The 19,338-nt window shown below is 47.9% G+C and carries 17 protein-coding genes; 12 read left to right on the top strand and 5 right to left on the bottom strand.

Annotation, left to right across the window (positions count from 1 at the left end; all coding sequences use genetic code 11):
- Positions 1–481 precede the first annotated feature (481 nt).
- Positions 482–3,517 (top strand): S-layer protein, encoded by a 3,036-nt coding sequence (locus tag Q7R76_00890; protein ID MDO8642135.1) that lies wholly within the window; start codon positions 482–484, stop codon positions 3,515–3,517.
- A gap of 113 nt (positions 3,518–3,630) precedes the next feature.
- On the opposite strand, the gene Q7R76_00885 is transcribed toward Q7R76_00890, so the two are convergent.
- The gene (locus tag Q7R76_00885) at positions 3,631–4,449 is read right to left on the bottom strand and encodes a hypothetical protein (protein ID MDO8642134.1); all 819 of its coding nucleotides are present in this window, start codon (positions 4,447–4,449) and stop codon (positions 3,631–3,633) included.
- A gap of 327 nt (positions 4,450–4,776) precedes the next feature.
- Entirely contained in the window at positions 4,777–6,039 is a 1,263-nt protein-coding gene (locus Q7R76_00880; GenBank protein ID MDO8642133.1) for a radical SAM protein, read from the bottom strand.
- 89 nt (positions 6,040–6,128) lie between these two features.
- Here Q7R76_00880 and Q7R76_00875 point away from each other — a divergent pair, with 89 nt between their 5' ends.
- The 3 genes from Q7R76_00875 to Q7R76_00865 all read left to right on the top strand — a co-directional run bounded on the left by Q7R76_00875 (position 6,129) and on the right by Q7R76_00865 (position 7,496).
- Positions 6,129–6,893, top strand: coding sequence for a hypothetical protein (locus tag Q7R76_00875; GenBank protein ID MDO8642132.1), 765 nt, complete (start codon positions 6,129–6,131; stop codon positions 6,891–6,893).
- 93 nt (positions 6,894–6,986) lie between these two features.
- Positions 6,987–7,295, top strand: a complete 309-nt coding sequence (gene rpl44e, locus Q7R76_00870; GenBank protein MDO8642131.1) for a 50S ribosomal protein L44e — start codon at positions 6,987–6,989, stop codon at positions 7,293–7,295.
- A 15-nt stretch (positions 7,296–7,310) separates the two neighbouring features.
- Positions 7,311–7,496, top strand: coding sequence for a 30S ribosomal protein S27e (locus Q7R76_00865; GenBank protein MDO8642130.1), 186 nt, complete (start codon positions 7,311–7,313; stop codon positions 7,494–7,496).
- Positions 7,497–7,542: 46 nt separating this feature from the next.
- Here Q7R76_00865 and argF read toward each other — a convergent pair whose 3' ends face one another.
- Positions 7,543–8,442 (bottom strand): ornithine carbamoyltransferase, encoded by a 900-nt coding sequence (gene argF, locus Q7R76_00860; protein MDO8642129.1) that lies wholly within the window; start codon positions 8,440–8,442, stop codon positions 7,543–7,545.
- A gap of 123 nt (positions 8,443–8,565) precedes the next feature.
- Between argF and Q7R76_00855 the strand changes: the two genes are divergently transcribed.
- From Q7R76_00855 to Q7R76_00830, 6 genes are all read left to right on the top strand, one after another.
- Positions 8,566–9,366: a S1 RNA-binding domain-containing protein gene (locus Q7R76_00855; protein MDO8642128.1), complete on the top strand. Its 801-nt coding sequence runs from the start codon at positions 8,566–8,568 to the stop codon at positions 9,364–9,366.
- Positions 9,367–9,373: 7 nt separating this feature from the next.
- Positions 9,374–9,553, top strand: a complete 180-nt coding sequence (locus Q7R76_00850; GenBank protein ID MDO8642127.1) for a nucleolar RNA-binding Nop10p family protein — start codon at positions 9,374–9,376, stop codon at positions 9,551–9,553.
- Between the two features lie 25 nt (positions 9,554–9,578).
- Entirely contained in the window at positions 9,579–10,862 is a 1,284-nt protein-coding gene (locus Q7R76_00845) for a hypothetical protein (protein MDO8642126.1), read from the top strand.
- 237 nt (positions 10,863–11,099) lie between these two features.
- Positions 11,100–12,827 carry a cation:proton antiporter gene (locus tag Q7R76_00840; GenBank protein MDO8642125.1) on the top strand — a complete coding sequence of 576 codons (1,728 nt, stop codon included), beginning with the start codon at positions 11,100–11,102 and terminating at the stop codon, positions 12,825–12,827.
- 25 nt (positions 12,828–12,852) lie between these two features.
- On the top strand, positions 12,853–13,146 hold the full coding sequence (locus tag Q7R76_00835) for a YhbY family RNA-binding protein (GenBank protein MDO8642124.1): 294 nt from the start codon (positions 12,853–12,855) through the stop codon (positions 13,144–13,146).
- Between the two features lie 107 nt (positions 13,147–13,253).
- Positions 13,254–14,750 carry a hypothetical protein gene (locus tag Q7R76_00830; protein MDO8642123.1) on the top strand — a complete coding sequence of 499 codons (1,497 nt, stop codon included), beginning with the start codon at positions 13,254–13,256 and terminating at the stop codon, positions 14,748–14,750.
- 155 nt (positions 14,751–14,905) lie between these two features.
- On the opposite strand, the gene lysS is transcribed toward Q7R76_00830, so the two are convergent.
- Positions 14,906–16,684 carry a lysine--tRNA ligase gene (lysS, locus tag Q7R76_00825; GenBank protein MDO8642122.1) on the bottom strand — a complete coding sequence of 593 codons (1,779 nt, stop codon included), beginning with the start codon at positions 16,682–16,684 and terminating at the stop codon, positions 14,906–14,908.
- 96 nt (positions 16,685–16,780) lie between these two features.
- Between lysS and Q7R76_00820 the strand changes: the two genes are divergently transcribed.
- Together Q7R76_00820 and Q7R76_00815 are read left to right on the top strand one after the other, a co-directional pair.
- Positions 16,781–17,638, top strand: coding sequence for a hypothetical protein (locus tag Q7R76_00820; GenBank protein ID MDO8642121.1), 858 nt, complete (start codon positions 16,781–16,783; stop codon positions 17,636–17,638).
- 49 nt (positions 17,639–17,687) lie between these two features.
- Positions 17,688–18,350: a hypothetical protein gene (locus Q7R76_00815; GenBank protein ID MDO8642120.1), complete on the top strand. Its 663-nt coding sequence runs from the start codon at positions 17,688–17,690 to the stop codon at positions 18,348–18,350.
- A 20-nt stretch (positions 18,351–18,370) separates the two neighbouring features.
- Here Q7R76_00815 and Q7R76_00810 read toward each other — a convergent pair whose 3' ends face one another.
- Positions 18,371–19,309, bottom strand: coding sequence for an aminoglycoside phosphotransferase family protein (locus Q7R76_00810; GenBank protein ID MDO8642119.1), 939 nt, complete (start codon positions 19,307–19,309; stop codon positions 18,371–18,373).
- Between the last annotated feature and the right edge of the window lie 29 nt (positions 19,310–19,338).

Raw genomic sequence — 19,338 nt, 5'->3', positions numbered from 1 at the left:
CGCAAATGGGCCTTTATTCTCCTTTCTTCCCTGCTTTGTTCCCAGGAAAGGTATTTATATTATGCACGCTTGGTAGTTCTTTGTCGCTGGTCGTTTGTGGCCATGTGGCTGTGCAGGAAAAATAACTGCTCGCCACCATCCGCTACCAACTACACACTACCAACACAAACCACTAATGAGCACTCATCAATAATGACATGCTCAAGTGGCCATAAAACAGCAATAAAAGGTGTATAAGATGGAATCAACCAACCGAAAACCATCAGCGTCCACAAACTTTAAAAACACAGAAATTTCCTGCTCAAGTATAGCCAACAGATTACGGATGTTTGGGCATTGTGCGCCTGAGTCATCATATTCAAGAATTACCTTATTGGTGTTTAGCCGCATCAATGGGGTATCAAGAATCAGAGGGTAAAAAGATAGAAGGGTAGAGCAAAGGATAGCCCATCACACCAGAGAAATCTGGGAAGGTGTTTAGATGAAGGTAGTAAAGGCTATTAAAAAAATAGCTGCACTAGGCGTCGGCATGTCCATGATTGGTGCGACGATGCTCGGAGCAATGGCTGCTGATCTCAGCAACTATCCGGGTTCGTTTATCAAGAACGGCCAGTTTGACGGTGTCATCGTTGTCGGTGACAAAGCAGCAGCAGAAGACGTCGTCGGTTCTATCGACATCGCAACTAGTCTCCAGTTTGCACTGGGCCAGCCGCTTGCGGCGCCTACGCAGCCGGGTGGACAGGGTGGCGCTGTTTCTATAAGTGGAGACGCAGTTTCCATTTCAGAACCAAACGACATGCTTGAAATCCAGGAAGCCATTGGACAGGTTAAGGAAGTACTCACCGAGTTTGACCTTGCCGGCCTCCAGGGCGGAACCATTGTCACGGACAAAGGCAGCACGGACTACAACCAGTACCTGCGCTTCCAGACGTTCCAGGACAAAACAAACGCTGACTATATTGACTCCGGCGCGATTGTCTTTGAAGAAGACGAAGACGACGTTGTCGGCGACTACTTGAAATTTGTTGACGGAAACACCATGTTCCAGTACGAACTGGAATTTGAAGAAGGCGTCAAGTCTGACGTTAACTTCCGCAGCGGAACAAGCGGCACGAAGATTCTGAACGACCTCGAAGACGAGGAACTCAATATCCTCGGCAAAGTCTTTTCCGTGGTTAACACTGAAATCCAGACTGACATAACAACACCTGTTATTGCTCTCGAACTGCTCGGCGGCGATGTTCTCGACACCCTTGAAGAAGGAGAAACAAGAACATACACCATCGACGGCAAAGAGTACGAAGTAACACTGGTTATTGTCTCGGACAACCGGGAAAGCGCAAAATTCTCCGTCAACGGAGAAATTACCGACGAACTCAAAGATGGTGATACCGACGTCCTCCGTGATGGCACTGAAATTGGCATCCGGGACCTTTTGCCCAACGAGGCAAATGAAGAGACGGGCGGCGACATCGTGGAGTTCTTCCTCGGCGCTAACAAGGTCAGAATCACTGACAGCAACTTCACCGACGACACGTTTGTTCCCGGCGGCGTAAAAGTGCACGAAGAGGATATTGAAGACTCGCGTGTCAAGATCAAGGGCACATACACTAACAGTAGTGACACCTTTGAGCTGCAGTCTATCCAGTACAAGCTGAAGTCCGACGCTCCGAAAGGCGACCTCTTTATCGCCCCGGGACACGGATTGCGCGAATACTTGGACGAGCCTGAAGGTATGCTCTCAGACGACTGGGACATCCGCTACGAAGGCCTGATGGACACGGGAGTGTCAATCGTCCGCTTTAACTCCAAGGGAGACAACGGATATGACCTCCAGTTCACCAACCGTGAAGGACTCGAATATGACATACCCTTCATCGACAACTCAGGAGACACTGAAACAACGTCGCCGAAATACGGTGACGATAACGACGACCTGATTTTCGTTGAAGGTAACATCAACGAGACCAACGTCGGCTTTGGCCAGACGAACGGCATCGGTCTCGAGTTGGAAGGTATCAACGGCTTCTTCAGGTCCCTTTCGGGCGTGGGAAACCAGTCAATGCCTAACTCAGACACCTGTGGAAACTGGTTCAACGTTGACGAAGGCGACTACTTTGTCTTGACTGATGCCGGTGGCATCGGCTATGGGCAAGGCGATGAGACGTCATTCACTCACATACTTTCGTATGAGAGTGTTGATACATCAAACCGGAAGATTACCTTCCAGGATGATGCAACAGGACAGCGACAGCTTTCCTACATCACGACGAACCTCGCCAACACCTGCATCCTCGGTAGGGCATCAACCCTTATCGTTGGTGGTAACACCTACACCGTGTATGTGAGCGACGGCGAGAACCAAGCTGGTGCAGCAAGCAGCAGCAAGTTCCCACTGGCAATTGACCAGAACGCTGACTCACGCATAGACGCTATGATGGTTGATGTCGTCGTAAATGGCGGCGGTATTCTCCGTCTTGGTGGTGTCAACGTTACCAAAGTCTTTAACGACTCGGGTGGCGTGGTGGGTAACCTCTCGGGCGGAACCGGTGGTTTTGCAGAACAGGGATGGCAGTTCCCCTTCTCTGACGGGGCTTCAACCTCGCTGGGCGACCTGAACGAGTCAAAGCTCCGTGAGCTCCAGAGGTCGTGGAGAAACTCGACCAACATATCTGGTGGTATCGGTGAGTCGTTCTTCCGGTTTTATTCGATAAACTTTTCGACCGGTGTCAACTTTTCAGTCAGCCTGACAACACGGGCAACTGAGTTTGACGGCTCTGGATTGATGGGTGCAGGAAGCGCTGGAAGATCAGCTGATGAAGTAGTCTTCCTCAGCTTGTTTGCAAACACGGGCAACAAGGTCAACCTTGTCGTGCCGTCGCCGCAGATGTTCCAGGACACAGCCAACAAAACTGTGCTCGGCAACAAGCAGAACCTCCTCAAGATGCAGACGCTGGACGAAGAAGACCTTATCCAAGGTCTGACAACGTACGGTGGCTTCTTTGAGCAGACTGACGAGTCCAGCACGAATGACGCAAACGACCTGACCATTGAATACCCGCTGAGCCAGAGAGGCGCAGATGTATTCGTGACCATCGGTTCAACCCAGACCTCACGTGTAGGTCCAACGCAGGGCGGCGCAGTTGTAGTCAACCCAATCACGGTTGGCTCTGCAAAGCTCTCTAGCGAAGTGGCTGGCCAAGAAACAAGCCAGAACATCGTCGCGGTTGGCGGACCCTGTATCAACAGTGTCGCGGCCAAGTGGATGGGATCAGACACGCCTCTGTGTGGCGCTGAGTCCGGCCTTGAAGAAGGCAGTGCTGTCATCAAGCTCTATGAGCATGCGGGCGGCAAGATGGGACTCCTCGTTGCAGGATGGAGCGCAGCGGATACCCGACGCGCAACCAAGGTACTGGCTGAATATTCGAGCTACGCTGACAAGCTTGTCGGCAAAGAAGTTGTTGTCCAACCGGGCACTGCTTCTGGCGAGATAATGGTCAGTGCTCCGCAGCCATAAGGTTGTAAAATAAAATTTTATTTTTTCTTTTTTTTATTCTTTCTTTTTCTTTGATTGGTTTTCATCACCACAGAAAAAACTTCTGAATCTCAAAAGACAAGAACTCAATGCTTCTACTTCGCATTAATTCCAAAAGAAAAAGAATACGACACGTCGGTTTGTTCTCCTTTTTTCCGGTATCTGCTGAACATCAGGAGCGCGTTTCGCTCATCGTCCGGCGGGTAGAAATAATGGTCGCACTTAATTGCCGTGTCAATGAACAATAAGAAATGGGCTTTGCGCGCGTCGCTGTAAAACGCCGTGTCCTCGCCGCCCGTGGTTGTATCGCCGATGTTTCTGAATAAAACCTTTTCCAGTACGTCGCGCCTGATGATGACGCATCCGAGGCCGGTCACCGCTGCTTCAATAATCTTCGGCTCCCATATTTCATCAATCATGAGCTGACGGACTTTGCCCGGGCTGTGTGCGACGCAGCCAACAGGAAATACTCCTGTCTTGCCATTGGGAAGCTGCTGGCGGGCAAGGTACAGTCCTGCAACGAGCGGCTTGTCATTGCCCAGAAGCTTGATGATGGTTTCCGGCGGCACAATAACATCAGTGTCGAGGAAAAAAAGATGGGTGTAGTCTTTGTTCTTAAGAAACTCCATGCGAATAATGTTCCTTCCCGTGATAATACGGTCGATTCTGTTTTTGGTGCCGGGCGCGTCATAGGCGACCATCGCCTTGTTGCGAAGTTTTGCATCGGCAAGTTTTTTTTGCAGATATTTGAAATAAACATCACCTGGCGAGTTGTCGACGAAAAGAACATCGGCGAAAAAACCGGTTCCATTTCCTTCCAGTTTTTTTAGCGACTCAATCAGCAGGTCAAGTACCGGTGCCTGCTTGAAATAAGTTACACAGCCGATGAGGATGGACGGTTTTTTTGTTGTCATGGTGTCGCCATTATTTTTTGGTTCGCCTATTTGCATTTTCAAACTCGGCCCTTACTAAAACGGGTTGCACTTTGCAGACAAGATGGGGGCAAGGAAACCATGCTGTTCGTACTTTCTGTTTTTCTCGCCCGGCAAAAATTCGGCGCCGAATTTTTGCCTCTGATTGAATACTTGCCGGTGTCGCCGCACCGAAACAGTTCCTTAACAGTCCGTTTCTTGCTCGTTCCGGTTCATATTGGCCGAAACTAATCCCGCACCATCGACTTCACACAACACGTTTGTGTTGGTAGATGCATGAACCTCGCCTATTTTTCTGCCTATCATGACCTAACAGTTCGCCTCTCCCATAAAAAGGTTATGTTTGGAGCGCTGGATTTTAATCTTCATTGTTTTTCCAATCACGGTGGAGGCATCCCTGTTCTTAAAATCATCATTTCGTACCAGAATGCTTCGGTTTTCTGCCACCGCAACATACTCATTTTTGTACCGGCCTTGGCAGGCAATTTTTGCAATGACTGACTGCCCTTTTTTAAATGGGCGCGGGAGTTCTTTTGTTTCCGGCAGTTTTCGCATTTCAAAAAACAGGCTGATGCCATATTTTTTTTCCAGCGCGCGCAGCTGTTCTTCAAACGTGTTCCACGGCAGTTCCTGTACTGGATTTCTGCCGCGCTTGTTGGTGAGAAAATTCTGCATTTTTATTGCAGTACAGCCGGCTTCTTTGCTGAACTGAATCAGCGGCTCGAGCTGGTCGTCGTTGATGCCTTGCATGATGACTGGGGTTAGCATGACGTCCATTTTTTTGGCGGCGTAGCGGATTTCGTCAAGCAGTTTCGCCAGATTGTACGCGGGGATTCCTGCTATTTTTTTTGCTTTTTCAGGGTCCATGGCGCAGAGCGACACATTGAGCTGGACATTCGGATGGGCGAGCTCGTCAACAAGTCGTTGGTTGAGCTGAAATCCGCTGGTGATGATAATAACTTTCCCCACCCACGGAATATTTCTTATTTTTTCCACGAGTAGCCCGATTCTCGGATACAAGAGTGGCTCGCCGTGTGGGTTGATATACACCTGCATGTTGTTGTGCTCTTTGTAATCCAATATTTTCTGGAGTTCGTCAACAAGGTACTCGCACTCGACGATAAAGTCGTGGCTTTTTTTTGAAAACGGGCCTTCATCAACCGAGCAGAACATGCAATTCATGCTGCAGCCGGCAAGCGGCTTGACTTCAATCAAGTCAGTTGCCTTGTCAACAATGCCGAAGAACAGCGTGCCCATGAGCGGAATGCCAGACAGCGCGTGGACATACGTTGCCGGATGGTTGAGAAAACTTTTGAGGTTGGTGATATATTTTACAATCAGAAAGGACATTTTTTTCTGCGCTTTTTCATCAGATATGCCGGTTAGTACGAGGGCTTTTTCTTCAATTCTCCATTGTCCGATGGCATCAAGCTCGGTTTTTGGGATGGTGAAATAGAAATTATCCATCAGCGTCACTTTTATCGCTGTTTGGTCTCCATGGTCTGCTTCGTGAAATTGGAGGTCTCTGAACGTGATGCGGGCTTCAGATGCAGTGCCGGCTTTTGTTTTCATGTCGTCGGAAAACCCCTGCTGCTTTATATACTTATGCACTCTCACAAAAAATTTAAACCCCCCTGTTTTCCTCGTTCTGGGGGTTAGTCATGGCACGAACGAATGAGGTAGTCATTACCTACGAAACACTCTTTGAGCTCTATCGCCGCGAGAAAAATCGCGATGAGCTGCAAAAGCTTGAGCATGATTTCTTTGAGCGCGCCGTTGCGTACATGAAAGATCTTAGAAAAACCATGCCGGAAATGACCGATGATGTTCTCGACCGCAATCGTTCGCTGGTATTGAACATTAAAAAATTGCTTAAAGATATTTATGCGCGGCGTGAACGAAAACTTATGAACATGGCGCTCATCAAGACGGTTTCACCGCAGAGCATCATTGAAGTCAGTACGCTCCTTGAGCATGAGAAACTGCTGTTTGATAGTTTGTGTGATGTGCTCAAACTGAAGCGAATGCAGGTGCTGTCACATCTTGAGAATAATGAGTATACTTTTTCGCTCAATTCTTCGCTTTCTTCAATTAATTCGCTTGCTGCTTCTGCTTCGACGGTTTTTTCTCCTTCTCTTTCAACTTCTTCTTCCTTCTCCTCTTCCATTCCTTCAGATGCGCCTCTTGCATCTTCCCCATCTGTTTCTCCTAGTGCTCCACCTGTCCGAGATTTAGTCGGTTCATCATCTGCCGATGAAGACCAAGACCTCAGAAAAATCCGGCTCCAGTTCCGAGAAAACCAGCCGAAATTTATTGGCCCAAATCTGGAGATTTACGGGCCTTATACCTCCGGTGATACTGCCGAACTCCCCAAAATCATCGCTGATATCATTCTGGAGAGCGGCAAGGCGATATCAGTAGAATAGGCTCGTAGCTTTATAAAACAGTAAACTATATAAAACCCTGCCGTTCTCAAGCCGTAGTATTGAGTGATAATTAATAATAATCGGTATTTAAACATGAAGCGTCCAAAAGCTATTCAGCGTCTCTGCCCGTACTGCAAAAAGCATACTGAGCACAAGATTAGCACGGCAAAGAAAAAGGCCGGCTCATCCTTGAGCTATGGTTCAAAGTACCGCGCACGCAAGCGTGGCAAGGCACGCGGCAGAGGAAACCTAGGCCGTTATTCGAAGCCAGCAGTCACCAAATTCAAGATGACCGGCAAGAAGCGGACCAAGAAAACTGACCTGCGCTACACCTGTTCGGTGTGCAGCAAGACGCATGTCCAGCGCTACGGCATCCGAACCAAGAAAGTTGAGTTTACATAAACACGGTGATTTTTCATGCGTCCTGTCAAAGAACCAACCAGCAAATTCGTCAAGATACGCTGCCCAAAATGCAAGAACGAGCAGATTATTTTCGGCAAGGCATCAACCATGGTCAAATGCCTGGTCTGCGGTAAGATTGTTGCTGAGCCAACCGGCGGAAAGTCAAGAGTCAAGGCGAGAATTTTAGAAGTGTTGGAATAAATTTTTACGTTTTTATCTCTATTCTTTTTATTTCTATTCTCTCTTTTCAAAACTTCCCCATCAACTTCAACATAACCGCCTTCTGCACGTGCATCCGATTCTCTGCTTGATCGTAGACAACAGAATTTTTTGAATCAATCGCGTCGTCGCTGATTTCCACGCCACGGTGCGCAGGAAGGCAATGCATGATGCGCGCATGCGTCGCGCCGGCTTTTTTCAGCAGCGCCATATTCAACTGAAATCCCTTGAATGCCTTGGTGCGTTTCTGTTTTTCTTTTTCCTGCCCCATGGAAACCCACGTGTCAGTGTACGCAACGTCAGCGCCTCGTAATGCTTCAACCGGATTGTGCGTCAAGAACAGGCCATGCTTTTTTCCAAATGCGACAACGTGTGGCGCCGGCTCATAGCCGTTCGGCGTTGCCACGCGAACCTTCATGCCCATCTTGCTGCCTGCGATAATCAGCGAGTTGCACACATTGTTTCCATCACCGATAAATGCAAGCGTTGTGCCCTTGAGCTTTCCAACCTTTTCCTGAATTGTCAGTAAGTCACCCAACGCTTGGCAGGGATGGTACAGGTCGCATAATCCATTAATCACCGGCACCCTGCTTGCGCGTGCAATGGCTTTGATTTCGTCGTGCTTGAACACGCGCGCCATGATGATATCTGCGTATCTGGAAAGACATTTTGTTTCATCTGCAAGACTGCCAAGCGTGTAATTCGTGCTGCGCACGTCGAGATACATCGCATGGCCGCCCAGCTGCGTCATGCCTGCTTCAAACGAGCAGCGCGTACGCGTTGATGTTTTCATAAACAACATAGCAAGCGTTTTGTTTTTGAGCGTAGAAGAATATTTTTGCGGGTGCACCTTGAGGCCAGCTGCTTTTTTCAGCACACCGTCAATCCATGCGCGGTCGTATTCCAGCAATGACAGGAGATGGTGCACATGAAACCTCTTTTTTCTTCTTCTGTTTTCTTATCTTTTCTTCTTTTTTGTTTTTTACTAGTCGTTTTCATTTATAAAGGTTTTTAAGAAACCTTTTTAAACCAACACTTTCTCCCTGCATATATGCTCTACTCAAAGCCCGGTTTTCCGGAAGAATCTGAAATCGTCCTCTGCACGGCAACTAACGTGCAGCACAACAGCGTGTTCGTGGCGCTGGATGAGTATCAGGACAAGAGCGGCATTATTCACATTTCTGAAATCTCTGCCGGCAGAATTCGCAACATCCGCGAATTTGTTCGCGAGGGCAAGAAAATCATCTGCAAAATCCTTCGCGTGAATCCCGAGCGCGGCCACATTGACCTTTCGCTGCGGCGGGTGACTGAAAGCCAGCGCCGCCAGAAAAATACTCAGCTCAAGCAGGAAATGCTTGCCGAGCGTATTCTCGGCTTTGTGGCGCACGAGCTCAAAGTTCCGCTGGAAAAGCTCTACGATCAGGTCGCGCCAAAAGTTTTCAAATTCTATGAAATGGTCTATCCTTGCTTTGAAGACATTGCGCTGGGAACGTTTGACATACACCAGCTCGGGCTTGAGAAAAAAATTGAAGAGCGCGTTGATGCGCACGTCAAGCTCCGTATCAAGCCACCAGAAGTTTCGCTGGCAGGCGTGATAACTATTATACTGTACAATCCTGATGGCGTGAGCGTGATTCGCGACGCGTTTGCCAAAGCACGCCACAAAGGCGTTAAATATTCCTATTTTGGCGCTGGCAAGTATCATGTCACGGTTACTGACGAGAATTACAAAGGCGCTGAAAAAACCCTTGAAGAGATAACAGGGATGCTGTCCAAAATCGTGCTGGATGCTAAAGGCACTTTCGGCTTTGACCGATTGGCTGAGAAAAAACAAAAATCTGCAGCGGTGTAGGTGTACCATGTCTCATCACCTTTTGAAATGCGTATCCTGCCAGGGATATACAATGAAAGAAACCTGCTGCGCCAGCGCAACAGTGATTCCACGGCCGCCGAAATATTCGCCGGAAGATAAGTACGGCGGGTATCGACGACAGGCGAAAGAGGAATTAACAAAAGAGGCGATGGAACAGAAAGAATAATGGCAAGAATAATGGGGGGATTTTTATGGCATCAAATTATGCAACACCTTCGGAAGGCGTATCAGTTCCCGGAGGCATTGATATTCCGGGCAATGTTCCCTTTGCCAACGATTACGGCGCAGTTCTTAAAGCACAATTGAACAGAATCAAGACGACACCGGCTGATTTTGCTGACCAGCATGGTTTACCACGTGACTATGTGGGTGCTGTTTGCGCATCAAAAGCACCTCCAAACGCGCCGCTTTTGATCGCTATCGAGCGCAGTTCTCCTTTAAGCGTTCGCGAACTGGTTGATCCACGCTATGCGCATCGCGTTCCCGTCCATGACGATTCTCGTGATGGGGTGGTCATTTGCACCGCCGAAGAATCTGAAAAACGATTTCGCGAGTATGAGCGCGGTGGCGTTGATGTCCCGCGTGTTAAATATTACACCTATTATCATACCGCGGCGCAAAGAAAATCTTCTATCATTCCTGAAAAAATTGTCGAGCATTTCGAATGGGATCCAAGTGATCCAAACCTTCCGGATGAATATTTCAATAACGGCCATCGCGAACGCCAGATGACTGTTGTTGTTGGTGATGTGAATTATCACTGGATTGATGATAAAGGGAAAAAACAGGTCATTGCCGCACATACCGGAGATGCCAACGCTATCAGCCCTTTTACTCGCCATTCATTTACCGTGCCGCCCGGCAAAGAAGGATACATTCTTGCGGTGACGGACCTCGGCGCGATTGGCAATGATGATTTTCGCGCGCTGGCGCATGCGCTGGAACCAGCAGAATATCTTGCACTTATGGAAAAGATGCTTCCTGCAGAGGCCCCAGCTTCCTCATTTGATGAGCTGGGTGGATTCATGTTTAGAAAATACGACGATGCAAAGAGGGTGCAGTACGACGATTCAAATAATTGGCGACGAATACTGATGAACGGTATCACTGCCCACCCTTCATTTATTGCTTCTGAATTCTACTTGCCGGCAATACCACTTGGTGGCGATCTTGAGCTTTTAGCGGATGGGCATGTCTGGGGATATAATCATGGGGAAATGATTTTGGAGCTTCACGGGAAAGCTAACAGTCCAGAACTTATTGAGCCCGGCGCGTCATTCAGCATTCAAAAAAAGGTCCCTCATATGCTGCGTGGTATTTCCGGATTCGGAGGACAGGTACTCATTATGCAGTCAAATCCCGCAGAAGAAAGCGCATTAGAACAACTCGCCCTCATCCGCAAATTCAGGGGCGATGAAGGCCTCCTGCGCGCAGCGTCAGAAAGCGAGCTCTGGTTCAAGGAAGCGACAAAATAAAAAGGTGAATACCTACGCCAAAAACAACCCGCCTGACCGACTTCGACGATCTCAAAGAAACTGTTATCCAATACAGCACCATCCGCAGAAAAAAGCCAGTATCATTCAAAGTCGCGGAATCAGAAAATGCACTTCTGAGCTCGTTTTTGTGAAGATAAACGTATAAAACTTTATAAACGCCTATTTCTCATATTCTCATATAATCTACCAATCTACCTTCAATCCAAAAGAGGAACTATGGCAGAAGTCTTTATCCAACTGGGCGTCATGATTATTGTGGCAACGATAGGCGCGTTTCTTGCACGCTTCCTTCGGCAGCCGCTCATTCCCGCGTACATTCTTGCCGGTTTTCTCCTTGGGCCAGTTGGACGGCTGGTGAACAATACTGAACTGATTACCGCCATGAGCCTTGCTGGCATTGCATTTCTTTTATTCATCGTTGGCCTCGAGCTCGCCATCAAAAAAATAAAAGACATCGGATTTGTTGTCATCGTGGGCGGCGTCATTCAAGTGCTTGTCCTCACTGCTGCTGGTTTTGGCGCGGCGCGGGTGCTGGGCTTTTCAAACATCGAAGCGGCCTATCTCGGCTTGATTGTTGCGTTCAGCAGCACGATGATTGTGGTCAAGCTGTTATCTGACAATCACGAGCTTGACACTCTTCACGGAAAAATAATCATCGGTATCCTTCTTATTCAGGACGTCATCGCGCTCATTGCCCTATCACTCCTTGCCTCGGTTGATGCGTCAGCAACTGCCTCACTCAGCGCATCGTTTTTCGGCTCGCCGCTTCTGAAAATCGGCGGCGTGTTTGTGCTTGCATTTTTGTGCAGCAAATACCTCTTTCCGTCCTTATTTCGCTTTGCAGCAAAATCGCAAGAGCTTCTTTTCATGGGCGCAGTGAGCGTCTGTTTTTTATTCTCACTGCTCTTTTATTCCCTCCACATTTCGATTGCCATCGGCGCATTTGTTGCAGGGCTCTCGCTCGCAAACCTGCCGTACAACATTGAAATGGTGAGCAAAGTAAAATCACTCAAGGATTTTTTTTCAACCTTGTTTTTTGTGTCGTTGGGCATGAGCATGGTGGTTTCATCATTCAACAAAATTGTCATTCCTCTGGTTGTCTTCACTCTATTGGTCATACTACTCAAACCATTCATTATCCTGCTTATCACCAGTTTTTTCGGCTACACCAAAAAAGTTTCTTTTCAGACCGCGATTTCGCTTGCGCAGGTTTCTGAATTTTCCATTATTTTGGCGGGTGCCGGTCTTGCTGCTGGCCACCTGTCCAATGAACTCTTCACGCTGACCATCGTGCTTGCCGTCGTGACTATGGCTGCGACATCCTATTTCATGCAGTTTGACCAAAAATTGTACTCTTTTTTTTCGCGGTTTCTCACACCGTTTGAGCGGCTGGGTGGAGGTACCCATCTCGGATTTATGCCGCACAAGGACGTTGCTTCGGACGCAATTCTCATTGGGTATGACCGCATTGGCTACAGCATTTTCAAGACGTTTCAAAAAATGGGCTATTCATTTATGGTGGTCGATTACAATCCTGATATCATTCGCCGGCTTGCCGCGAGAAATCTTCCATGCTTGTATGGCGATGTCAGCGATGATGAAATTCTTGAGCGCATCAACCTTTCAAAAGCAAAGCTTATTATCTCAACGATTCCTTCACACGACGACAGCCTTATGATTATCAAAAAAACAAGGGCAGTGAACCATCGCGCCGTTGTCATGGTCACCGCAACGGCCATTAGCGACGCATTAAGCCTGTATGCTGCTGGGGCTGACTACGTTATCCTGCCACACCTGCTGGGTGGGGAACGGGTTGCCGCGATGGTTGAAGAGCATCGCCACGACCTTCGCAGTATGCTCAAAATCAAGCATGACCATATTGACGACCTGAAACAGCGCCAGCGGCTTGAGCACGAGCATGGCAACCATCACTACCTTCATTAACCCCTCGGCATCTCTCACATTCCCTATGGACCAAACTCTCCTGAAAAAATTACGCCAGCAGGCGCACACACTTTCCGCAACTGTACAGATTGGCAAAGCAGGTCTCACTCCCACTATTGTTGACGAACTTGCGAACCAGCTGAAAAAAAGAAATCTCGTCAAATTAAAATTTCTTCCGTCTGCATTTTCCGAGCACCCATCGAAAAAAGAAAAACAGGCATTCGCGGCACAGCTCGCAGAAAAGGTAGGCGCGGAAATCATCCAGCAGATTGGATTTGTGGTCGTGCTGTACAAGCCGCGAAAAGACTTAATCCTCTAAGGGCAAGCACACGATGCGAAAAATAGCACAACATTAAAAAACAACAGTGCGCTCCTTTAAAGCAAACAGAAAGAAAAAAGAAAAAAACGAAAACAAAAAAGAGGACCATGGTCAGCATCAAAGATTTTGATTTTCCTGAAGAAACAGGAGAAGAGGGTATCCATACCTATCTGCCGACTAATTTTCCCCAACCGCTTGTGTGGGGCGGTGGCCCGTATCCAGATGGCAGGACGAATATGCGCTTCCGGCTCATCTACGAAGTGTACAATCAATCCATTGAAGACCTCTATTTTCGCGCGCTTGATTTTCTGCGCGAAGAAAATGAGTTTGCCGAGTTTGAAAAAATTCTTGACATCTTTGCTGCGTCAGAGCACTCTGCGTTTTTTGGCGTTGCCCAGCAGCGTATCGGGCTCCAGCAGGACAAGGTAAGCCAGTTTCTGGCGACGATTGGAAAAATGGTCAAGGAACTGTTCCAGCTGGTGCGCGAACTGCGTATTCTTGACGAGCGTATGTATATTTATGACGCAAGTTATCAAGCTGACAAGTCTGCTGAAATTTCACTGAAGGGATATTGGATTGACCTTGTCGAGGGCGGCGCAAAAAACCCAAGCTCAGTATTGGGCATGGCGCGCGAAATCGGCTTTGCCACGCTTCCCGACCTTTTTTTTGACGCGCCGCCGATGAGCCCGACTGATGTTCAGAAACATATTGACACGCTTGAATTCAACCGCAAGGTCAAAGAAGTGCTCTCGCGAAAACTCAAGTCGTTTCTCGTTTGGAAACTCCACACGTCCAAGGAGCTGAAGAGTCGCAGGACTTTTACTATCAAATATCTTCGCCAGCATTATGACATCATCAAAATGTACATGAATTGGGTCAAGCCGTACCTGAAAAATCTGCGTCGGCTTCAGCTTGATTTCCGCAAGGCAAGCAGTCCGCACCTGATTGCAGCGTTTGAAAGTTCGCTTATTGAAATTGAGGTGCTGGCAAAACGGCCCGTCGGCAGTGACGTGTACGCCATCTATCATCTTCACTTTGACTACCGTTCACGCCCTGAAATGAAATTTGTCCAAGAGGGCTATCAGCGCGGCCCGCAGCACTGCGGCAGAACAACATTTACCGTGCGTGCCTACGCATGGACAAAAGATGATATCCGACGGTATCGTGAATTCCGAGACAAAGAAGATTTTGAACTGCTCGGTGATGTTGATGTTTCGGTCAAAGCCGCCTACACTTCGTTGGGCGACGAGCTTGAAAAATACCTCAAGGAAGCTGAATCAACAACCCAAACTGACTTTCCAAAAGAGCCGGTGCACTCCAAGGACAAGCGTGCCGGGCTTTTTGAGCCATTCATGGCTCCCTTCATGAAACACGGCGGCCATGGCCACAGCCATGGTGACGGCGGTCCGAAATGCACCAAATGCTCAACCATGAACGATCTGAAAACGGTATTTTGCAAGAGTTGCGGCAAGCTCATGCGCAAGCCGAGCAAAGCAGAGGCGTATGCGATTGAAGAAGCCAAGGAAAAAGCAAAAAAACACTGCAAGGACCAGTGGTACAATTTCCAGAAGCGATATAAAGCGGCGTATGGGTTCTTGTATTAGTATTAGGTCTCTGGTCTGGGGCTTGAGGTGGGTGGTTAGTGGTGAGGATAATTTTACATTATCAGAATTTATCATGTGGTTCTTTTTCTTCTTCGAACGGTTCTGCTCCGGTGCACAGGCCGAAGCCATCAATTTTTTTCTTCACCCTATCCATTTCACACCCGTTCCAACAATTCAACCGCTGTATCCCCCAGTGCAATCAAAAATGCGGCGAGCCGCGGCCCGCGGTTCTTGTTGATGATAACTTTGTAGGCCGCATTGAAAAATTCTTTCATGTCAAGGTCAATGCTTGTGCAGATTTCATAAAATTCGGTGTGCAGGTCTTCCGGCTTCCATGTTTTCTGCTTCAGCTTTTTTGCAACAAGTTTCAGGCTGCTGCGCTGCTTGTCAGAAAGCTCTTTTTTTATTTTGTCGACGTGTTCCGGCGTTTGCACCTGAAATTTATATTCGTCAGATGCAAATTTTTCAACCCACCGTTGTGCGTCATGGAGCCGTTCCGTGACATAATGCAGGTCAACGCCGGAAACTTTTGTGGGAATATGGCCGAGCTTTTTCAAAATGGTGAGTGCACCAGATTCGTTGAGCCCAATCTGAATAACGTGCGCGGCAAATGAAAACGGAATTTGAACCGGCAGTTTTTTTGGTATATCATTCGTTGTCTGGGACAGTTCATAAATCCGTTTGTGCTTTTCAATTTCTTTTTTGGTAAGATCCTTGACCGATTCCTTGTCGCCAAAATAGATGCGTTCGGTTTCATCATAACGGTCAAACAAAAAAATGACGTCGTTGTCCCGGTATGGGTCAAAGTCAATCACCGCGTGCGGCCTGCTTCGCACGAGCAAACAGCGCACAATTTTTGGCGGGAGAATGGTGGTGATTTCAGCAAACGCAATGCCCTGTCCTTTTGATGTTGACATTTTCTTGCCGCCGATGTTGAAAAATTCATAGCCCTTTCCTGTCTCTTTTCTCGTTGAGGGATACGGTGGTGGATAATCAAGCACTTCATCGCTAATCGCCACTGCGCAGGTTCTGCTTCCCCCTTGAGTGAAGTGGTCCTTTCCGGCGTATTCACAGATGACATTTTTGCTCGGCCACTTTGCTGCCCATTCGACTTTCCACGGGAATTTTCCATTGCCGTTGTACGGGCTGATGGTTCCCTTCTGGCCGCAGCCGATTGCCCATTTGACGACTGAATTATCCGGCCGGCATTCGTAGGTGAGCAGCTCTTTTTTCTTGTCCCAGTGCGTGGCAATGGTTGTTGCTATCCTACCACATTTTTCACAGATCACATTGAACGGAATCTTGTTTGCCCCGCCGGCTTCATCACCATAAAGCCGCCGATAGATTGCCTGTACTTTTTCATGGTTGTCAAGAATTTTTTTAATGGCTGCGTTGAACGTGCCTTTTTCATATTCTGCGCCGGTGCTTTCTATGTCTGCTTCGATGCCCAACTCCTTGAACTTTTCAACGCACTGCATGAAATAATAGTCGCCAAAATGTTCATAGCCCTCTTTTGGGCTGGGGATATTCCTGAACGGCATGCCGAGATATTTGTCCCATGCCGGGCCGAGCTCCTTGCTGGGCTTGTCGTATGGGTCAATATCATCGCTTGAGAACACAAACCGTGCCTTCATGCCGTTCTTGCGCAGGGTTTTTGCAATGACATCATGCATGACCCAGCCGCGGCCCGAGCCGACGTGAATGGTTCCGGACGGTGTTTTTTCGTCATACACAACGACTCCGTGTTTGTCAACAATTTTTTTGAGAAATGCGCTGTTGGAAACTCGTTCGATGATATCTTGAGCAATCTTGTCTGACCAGTGAAGATGGTCTGATTCCTCATCGCCTGTGTGGTGTGCAGGTTCCTTCTTTTTTTCTTGTTTCACTGGCTTCTTCACCAAGTTCGGCGCTGTTTTCGCTGTTTTTTTTGCCATACTCCCTAGCGTATCATTGGCGTATTTAAAGTTAATTCTCTTTTAAAGCAAACTTTATATATCCAACTCCCCAAATTGGATAAAAAAGGGGTTGTTATGGAATTCAAGGTACAACGCCGTTCGCGGCCAAATGTTGAGAAATATTCTAAAGAGCACTTTGATATTGCGTACAAATTTGCCGAGAAATCGTATAAAGAATTTGGCACCTTCATCAAATGCGTTGTGCTCTTTGGCAGCGCCACCCGTGAACCATCGCCATCACCTGAAGGTGACATTGACATCCTCATTGTTATTGATGACATGACCATTGAGCTGCGCCCGGAAGTAGTTCAAACCTACCGGATTCTGGTGCAAAAGCTTATCGGTGACATTTCACCTCGGCTGCACATCACCACGCTCAAGCTGACGTCGTTCTGGGAATATGTGAAAGCCGGCGACCCTGTCGCGGTTAACATTCTCCGCGATGGTGTTGCGCTCATTGACACCGGCATGTTTGACCCACTGCAGATGCTTCTTCGGCAGGGAAGAATCCGGCCGACGCCAGAAGCAGTGTGGTCCTATTTTGTCCGTGCCCCCGCAACCATCCAAAATTCAAAATGGCATATTCTCCAAGCCTGTGTTGACCTGTATTGGGCCGTGGTTGATGCAGCCCACGCAGCTTTGATGCGCATGGATGAAATCCCCCCGAGCCCCAAACATGTTGCGGCATTGATGGATGATGCGCTGGTGAAGCATGGCATGCTCGACAAAAAATACCCGCTCATGATGCAGAATTTCTACGATATGATGAAACGAATAACGCATCGCCAGATTAAAGACGTGCGCGGGCTTGACTATGACCGCTACTGTGCTGACGCTGAAGATTTCATCAACCAGATGAAACGCATTGTCGAGAGCAAAATCGAGCCCCGCCGGCCGCCAACCTCTTTTTCACCTTCTTCAGAAAAAATCTGAATTATCTAAATATGCCAAATCAAAAAAACCGCTCAAACGCTGATACCCCATGCACAAAAAAGAGGCGCGCAAAAATCGTTTGTTCCTTATCAAAGTATCATTTCTTCTTTTGCTTTCGCTGATTCTTGTTGAGTTTCTTCCGCACGCCACCATTACCGGCGGCATTGTCTATGCTCCGCGTTCAAGCGGTGTCATAATCGGAGAAACCGACGTAACCTCTGAAGGTGCGCTTGTTGTGCCCATGGTCATTTCTGAATCCGCGCTTCGACGCGTGCAGGCAGCTGAGAATACCAACGCTCTCGATGCTCTTGTTGTGGATATAACGGCACCATTTGCTCCCGACCGCATCACTACCCTATTTGGTAAACAGAGCGCGCGCACGGCATTTACAACGCTGGTTCCTTCAAGCGTTGAGACTCCCTCTGTTGAAGCTCATCTCATACAACTGTTTGCCGCGTCACACGCTGGTTTTGCAGAGCAATTTCCTCACTGCCTTTCAAAACTTGCAAACACCTTTTTGGGTGACACCCCTACAGTCATCACGAGTACCCCCCGTATCCATGAAGGTGACATACCTGGTTATAATTCAGGTTGGCTGTATGTTTCTACTGTTCTTTCTCTGCAGGTGAGCACGACAACAATTTGTGAAATGCCCTCATCCTGTGCAGGCACCGTTAATCTTAAGACTGGTGAGATAGGGACGTGTTGGTAACTACTAAACTACTTCCTCCTTTACTCTTCCAATTCCTTCTCTATATTCATCAAATATTTCTTTCGATAGTTCGGATCATTGCCCCAATGCAGATAATTTGCTTCAAGAAAATCAAGGCAATTCATCATAATATATAACCGAATCCGCGTCTCAAATTCCGGCGGCAGCGTGTGGACGGTTTGGTAGCCGGAGAGAATTCCCTCCTGTAAAAGCTTTTCTTTTTTTGACTGCGGCATGATATTCTTGAAATCGAACTCGTTGTGGCCGGCAAGCGCCCATTCGAAGTCAAACACACCTGAAATTTTGTTGCCATGAATTTTGATGTTCTCGCGGTGCCAGTCGCCGTGGAGCAAGACTGGCTGTTTGATGTTTTTGAGTAGGTGCCTGTTTTTTTTATAAAACTGCTCAATCGCATCAAGCGTGTAGTTTGGCACGTCACCATAGTTTCGATGATTGTGTACAAAGTCTGCGAGTGTGTGCTGAATGTAGGCATCCCATGAAGGATATCTTTTTTCAGCCGGCAAGATTCCACCAAAGTTTCGGAAACGAATTTTGTGGAGTTCCGCGATTGTTTTTCCGAGGTGAAAGCTGATATCTTTTTTCTTTTTTGCGCCAAGCTTCTTCCAAACCTCGTCAAGATCAGTTCCCCTGATTTTGTTCATCAGCACATAATTGTGGGGAATAAGTGTTTTTGACGTATCAAGCGCGATGACGCGCGGGACCGGAACGTTCACACCGCTCTTGAGCACACGTTCATAAATCGCTGCTTCCTTTTCCAGCTTGAGAAGGTGCGGCTCACGCTGGTGAATGCGCAGAATGTACTTGTTGTTGATTTCATACGTCGGATTGACTACTCCTTTCTTGATGACCTTAATGCTCTTCAGCTGGCCGAGTTTGCTCTGTTCCAGCATCCATTCGACTTTTTCAAGAGAGAGCTCAAACGAGGGGCGGGTGCGCATGGCATGGAGGGGGCGTTTCGACTATAAAA

The sequence above is a fragment of the Candidatus Woesearchaeota archaeon genome (assembly GCA_030651375.1).
Lineage (GTDB): Archaea > Nanobdellota > Nanobdellia > Woesearchaeales > UBA12501 > JAUSFM01.
Note: the sequence above shows the minus strand (reverse complement) of the source record. Positions and strands in the feature narration are given on the sequence as shown.

Bases quoted from the DNA above. Each gene is read 5' to 3' on its own strand.
- Q7R76_00890 (MDO8642135.1), top strand. From the start codon at position 482: ATGAAGGTAGTAAAGGCTATTAAAAAAATAGCTGCACTAGGCGTCGGC.
- Q7R76_00885 (MDO8642134.1), bottom strand. From the start codon at position 4,449: ATGACAACAAAAAAACCGTCCATCCTCATCGGCTGTGTAACTTATTTC.
- Q7R76_00880 (MDO8642133.1), bottom strand. From the start codon at position 6,039: ATGAAAACAAAAGCCGGCACTGCATCTGAAGCCCGCATCACGTTCAGA.
- Q7R76_00875 (MDO8642132.1), top strand. From the start codon at position 6,129: ATGGCACGAACGAATGAGGTAGTCATTACCTACGAAACACTCTTTGAG.
- rpl44e (MDO8642131.1), top strand. From the start codon at position 6,987: ATGAAGCGTCCAAAAGCTATTCAGCGTCTCTGCCCGTACTGCAAAAAG.
- Q7R76_00865 (MDO8642130.1), top strand. From the start codon at position 7,311: ATGCGTCCTGTCAAAGAACCAACCAGCAAATTCGTCAAGATACGCTGC.
- Q7R76_00855 (MDO8642128.1), top strand. From the start codon at position 8,566: ATGCTCTACTCAAAGCCCGGTTTTCCGGAAGAATCTGAAATCGTCCTC.
- Q7R76_00850 (MDO8642127.1), top strand. From the start codon at position 9,374: ATGTCTCATCACCTTTTGAAATGCGTATCCTGCCAGGGATATACAATG.
- Q7R76_00845 (MDO8642126.1), top strand. From the start codon at position 9,579: ATGGCATCAAATTATGCAACACCTTCGGAAGGCGTATCAGTTCCCGGA.
- Q7R76_00840 (MDO8642125.1), top strand. From the start codon at position 11,100: ATGGCAGAAGTCTTTATCCAACTGGGCGTCATGATTATTGTGGCAACG.
- Q7R76_00835 (MDO8642124.1), top strand. From the start codon at position 12,853: ATGGACCAAACTCTCCTGAAAAAATTACGCCAGCAGGCGCACACACTT.
- Q7R76_00830 (MDO8642123.1), top strand. From the start codon at position 13,254: ATGGTCAGCATCAAAGATTTTGATTTTCCTGAAGAAACAGGAGAAGAG.
- lysS (MDO8642122.1), bottom strand. From the start codon at position 16,684: ATGGCAAAAAAAACAGCGAAAACAGCGCCGAACTTGGTGAAGAAGCCA.
- Q7R76_00820 (MDO8642121.1), top strand. From the start codon at position 16,781: ATGGAATTCAAGGTACAACGCCGTTCGCGGCCAAATGTTGAGAAATAT.
- Q7R76_00815 (MDO8642120.1), top strand. From the start codon at position 17,688: ATGCACAAAAAAGAGGCGCGCAAAAATCGTTTGTTCCTTATCAAAGTA.
- Q7R76_00810 (MDO8642119.1), bottom strand. From the start codon at position 19,309: ATGCGCACCCGCCCCTCGTTTGAGCTCTCTCTTGAAAAAGTCGAATGG.